The following is a 4,634-nucleotide window of genomic DNA, read 5'->3' on the forward strand; positions in this document are numbered from 1 at the left end:
AGTGAAGGTCTACATGTTTTGTGTATATGAGAAAGGAATAGAGTGATGAAAATAGAGCATATTGCCATTTGGGTTTCTGATTTAGAAGAGAGTAGAAGCTTTTATTGCAAGTTCTTTAAAGGCCAAGCTTCTGAAAAATATTATAATCAAGCAACAGGCTTTAAATCTTATTTTATTAAATTTAATGATGGGGCTAGATTGGAGCTCATGACCAGACCAGACATCAGTTTAATGAAACAAAATGTTCTGATTGGCTATGCCCATTGCGCTTTTTCAGTTGGCAGTAAAGAAGCCGTTGATGACCTAACTGACCAGCTAAGAGGTCTGGGTGTTAAGGTTATTAGTGAACCAAGGACCACTGGTGATGGCTACTATGAAAGTGTTGTCTTAGATCCTGATGGCAATGAAGTTGAAATTACAATATGAAAGAGATGGCGTTCATGAAGTGGCTTAGGATTCTTAATCAAAATATAAGAATATTTGCTAAAAACCTGAAGCTTGAAATTACAACCCTCTATGTCTTATATAAATCCAAGCAATTGAAACGATTGACTCAAATTCTAACCCTTTGTGTGGTGGCGTATGCCTTAAGTCCAATAGATTTAATTCCAGATTTTATTCCAGTTTTGGGCTATTTAGACGACTTTATTCTTCTACCACTGGCGATCAAAGGTATTTTAATGTTAATTCCAAATGCGCTTTACGAGGAAAGTAAACGACAAGCGGCAAACCTTAGCAAAAAAGACCTTCCTAAGAATTGGATATTTGCAATTCTTGTGGTCATCATTTGGCTCATTCTATTATGGACTCTTTTCAGAGTCCTTTTTAAATTCGTCCAAATAGGGTATAATTAAAAGGTTAAGGGTTTAAAGTGGGTATTTTTGCAGTACATGAGGAGGCATCATGAAGTATAACTTAAGTCGGTCCATCATATTGAATTTAACAGGAAAACCTCAGGTTTTTTCAGCGGGTTTGACCTTATATCAAAAGGAAAAAGTTTATATCACTGAAGGTGTTGGATCACAAACGCTCGTCAGTATTGTAATGGAAGACCAATCCTTTGATGTGAAGCTTAAATTCTCAAAATTAGGCGATCTTTTGACTTCTAAGTGTAGCTGCCATAAGACCTTGAAGCCGTGTAGACACATTGTCGCTTCATTACTTCAGTTAATGGATGATGGTGACTTGCTCGAACGTGTGGATACAATGGAGCTCCCATGGCCATTTAATGACAGTACCATTTATGATCAATCTAAAATAAAGATAAAACGTGCTGATTTGCCCGATCAAACGACACTAAATGATAGAAAGCTAGATTCCAGTTCCAGTCATGTGCCGATTAAAGTGGCACACAGTGATTTTGATGGCATAGTTAAGCAGTTTAGGCAGATAGAAAACAAAGAAAAAAAAGAAATTCAGATTGTCCCTTACTTGGAATTCACAGCTTCAACAGCATCAAATGAATACCCAGTCAGAATGAGCCTTAAGATTGGGGATGAATACTTATATGTCATCAAGGATGTTTTACAATTCATGGATGCCTATATGAGTGGAGAAAGTTTGAAATTTGGATCCCAGTTCACTTTGAACTCCAATGAGATGAAGCTTTCAAGTCAAGGTCAAATGCTCTTAAACTTGCTTGAAGAATTTTATGAAGAACAAAAATTTTACGGAATTCCAGTTATCAAGCACGGTCAAATCCAACTGACCCATCAAAATTTTGTCAGGGTTCTTGATAGCTGTGCCCTTTCATATCATGAAAAAAAAACAAACAAGAGAATTTATGTCAAAGAAGACCAACATCTTTTTGATTTTGAATTGATAAAAAATGCAGCTCATCTTGAGTGTAATATATTGGAGAATAATGATATCAAGCTATTGGGCCATCATATCAATTTCGTTTTGATTCAAGGAGACCACCCTGTATTGATAAAAACTTCATCAGACCAACAGGATATTCTAAAGACCTTGTTTCCACAGAAAATAATGGTGCCTAAAATTGTCTTTAATCGCTCTCAACTTCAGAAATATGTGGATTTCATATTGCCTAATTTAGAAAAGATAGGACATGTTAAGGTTGAAGCCGAGTTAAAAAAGGCATTTATAGAGTCTGACTTAAATTTTGAAGTCTATCTGGACTATAATGGCGGCGCCATCCAAATTGAAATTCTATTTAGATATGGAAATGTTAAAATTAACGGACTAACAGAAGATAACTATCAGTCAGATTGGATTGTGGCACATCGAGATTATACTAGGGAAAGTCATTTCATGTCTCGATTTGATCGTTATCCTTATCATAAAATGGGTGATCATATCAAAATCCTTAGAGATCACGAAATCTTTGAGTTTTTAAAAACAGAAATCATTGAACTTGAAAAAGAGGCTACACTTTTCAGAACTGAGAAATTTTCAAAGAGACGTATTGTATCTGGAGATAAGATCAGGCAGAGCATCACTCAAAATGAAACCAGTAATTTACTTGAATATGAGATTGAAATAGAAGGCTTTGAGAAGGAAGACGCTTTAAAACTTCTTAGGGCTTACCGTGAAAAGAAGAAGTATTATAAATTGAAAAATGGTGACTTTCTTGCCTTTGAAGAGGGTCAGTTTGAAACCATTGAAGAGTTGACAAACCTCTTTCAAGCAAAGATGAACAAGCAAACGCATTTTATTGAGCTTCCAAAGGCATCGGTATATTATCTATCTCAGCTTCAAAATGATAACATGCTCAATGAAATTGATGTTTCAGAAGAAACGCTCTTGGTCAATCACGCACTTTCAAAGAAAGCCTTAGATATACCGGATCATCTTGTTTCCATACTTAGGCCCTATCAATCTAAGGGTATTGAATGGTTAAACCAGTTGACACAGTTTGGATTTGGCGGTATTTTAGCGGATGATATGGGTTTGGGCAAGACATTACAAATGCTCACTTTTATTAAGATTAGACAGGCACTGGGTCATGGTAAGGTCTTAATTGTCGCACCAACCTCTCTCATTTATAACTGGGCCAATGAAATCGTAAAATTCACAGGTTCACTGACTTATGAGATTGTAGAGGGCGTTAAAGAGCATAGAGATAAAATTATTCAGACGAGCAACGCTCATATTTTGATTACCTCCTATGGGGTTTTGAGAAAGGACCAAGACTTATATCATAATTGCCAGTTTGATATGATTGTCTTAGATGAAGCCCAGCATATCAAAAATGAAGGCTCTTTGACTTCAAAAGTCGTCAAGCAAATTCCATCTAAACACAAATTTGCCTTGACTGGAACACCGCTTGAAAATCATTTAGGTGAACTCTGGTCGATATTTGATTTTGTTATGCCAAGTTACTTGGGAACACGATATCATTTTAGAGACCAGTTTGAGAAAAAGACAGAGACTGAGCAAGACCAAGTGCAGATGGACAAACTCAGAAAACTCATTGAACCCTTCATGATGCGTCGTATAAAAAAAGACGTTCTTAAAGAATTACCTGATAAGCTTGAAACCAATTTAATTGTGGGGATGACAGATGAGCAGAAGAGACTATACGCCGCTATGGTTGCAGAGATCAAGGGTGAGTTCTTAGATGAACAAGATGGAAAGCCGATGGATGCCGACAAACGAATGCGGTTGCTTGTTGGTTTAATGAGATTAAGACAGATATGTGCACATCCAAGTGCATATTTGAGCAATTATAATGGTGGCAGTGGTAAACTGGAGGCGTTAATGGAACTCCTTGAAGAGCTTGAAGAAAGTGGGCATAGAACGCTTGTATTTTCTCAGTTCACATCTGTCCTTAAGCTGATACAAAAGGCGATCGGCTCGGACTGCTTTTATTTGGATGGCAGTATGCCTGCCAAAGAGCGAATAGAGATGGTCAACCAGTTTAACAATGGCGAGAAGTCCGTATTTTTAATTTCGCTAAAAGCAGGTGGTAGCGGACTCAACCTTACAGGTGCAGATACTGTTATTCACTTTGATCCGTGGTGGAATCCTGCAGTTGAAGATCAAGCTACAGACAGAGCCCATAGAATTGGTCAAGAAAAACGTGTACATGTGATTAAGCTCATTACACAAAACTCTATCGAAGAAAAAATATTGGCATTGCAGGAACGAAAAAAAGCCCTGTTTGATCAAATTATCCAACCAGGGGAAACCTTCTTAAATAAACTTTCAGTAGATGAAATCAGGTCTTTGTTTAGTTTTTAATGATCATTAGACTTTTATTGGCTTCCGGCAATGGCACGTTGTAATTCTGTGTATTGCTCGGAGGCCATTTTTTGATAATGCCTATTGATTTGATAAAGTTGCTCAATGTGATCGATTACAATATGGACAAGGTTAATGTCCAATTTACCATCATTACCTTCAGAGAGTAAAACTTCTTTTGCAAAAGCCATGTTGATGCTGTTACGATAAGGACGTTCCTCTGTAAGTGCTGAAAATATATCGGCAATGCAGAGGATCATTTCTTTTTCGGAGATATCTGTCTTTTTAAAGGGATAACCCTTGCCATTGAGTTTTTCATGATGGCTAGAGGCGATGTTTTTAATTTCTTCAAACCCCTTTATTCTAGACAAAATATCCATGGTATAAAAGGAATGGGATTTAATTTTGAGAAGTTCATTTTTATTCAAAAT

The 4,634-nt window shown here is 36.7% G+C and carries 4 protein-coding genes; 3 read left to right on the forward strand and 1 reads right to left on the reverse strand.

The window, feature by feature from the left end; genetic code table 11:
- Window positions 1-45 precede the first annotated feature (45 nt).
- The 3 genes from AC220I_RS18430 to AC220I_RS18440 are packed head-to-tail and all read left to right on the forward strand — an operon-like array spanning window position 46 to window position 4,203.
- The gene (locus tag AC220I_RS18430) at window positions 46-426 is read left to right on the forward strand and encodes a VOC family protein (protein ID WP_486725330.1); all 381 of its coding nucleotides are present in this window, start codon (window positions 46-48) and stop codon (window positions 424-426) included.
- Entirely contained in the window at window positions 423-854 is a 432-nt protein-coding gene (locus AC220I_RS18435) for a YkvA family protein (RefSeq protein ID WP_486725331.1), read from the forward strand. The genes AC220I_RS18430 and AC220I_RS18435 overlap by 4 nt, the downstream gene beginning before the upstream one ends.
- A 49-nt stretch (window positions 855-903) precedes the next feature.
- On the forward strand, window positions 904-4,203 hold the full coding sequence (locus AC220I_RS18440) for an SNF2-related protein (RefSeq protein WP_486725332.1): 3,300 nt from the start codon (window positions 904-906) through the stop codon (window positions 4,201-4,203).
- 14 nt (window positions 4,204-4,217) lie between these two features.
- Here the strand turns inward: AC220I_RS18440 and AC220I_RS18445 are convergent.
- Window positions 4,218-4,634 (reverse strand): HD-GYP domain-containing protein (locus AC220I_RS18445; protein ID WP_486725333.1); only part of this gene is annotated, 417 nt, incomplete at its 5' end.

The sequence above is a fragment of the Fusibacter sp. genome (assembly GCF_057447755.1).

Excerpts from the sequence above, each read along its gene's own strand:
- AC220I_RS18430 (WP_486725330.1), top strand. The coding sequence starts at position 46 with ATGAAAATAGAGCATATTGCCATTTGGGTTTCTGATTTAGAAGAGAGT.
- AC220I_RS18440 (WP_486725332.1), top strand. The coding sequence starts at position 904 with ATGAAGTATAACTTAAGTCGGTCCATCATATTGAATTTAACAGGAAAA.
- AC220I_RS18435 (WP_486725331.1), top strand. The coding sequence starts at position 423 with ATGAAAGAGATGGCGTTCATGAAGTGGCTTAGGATTCTTAATCAAAAT.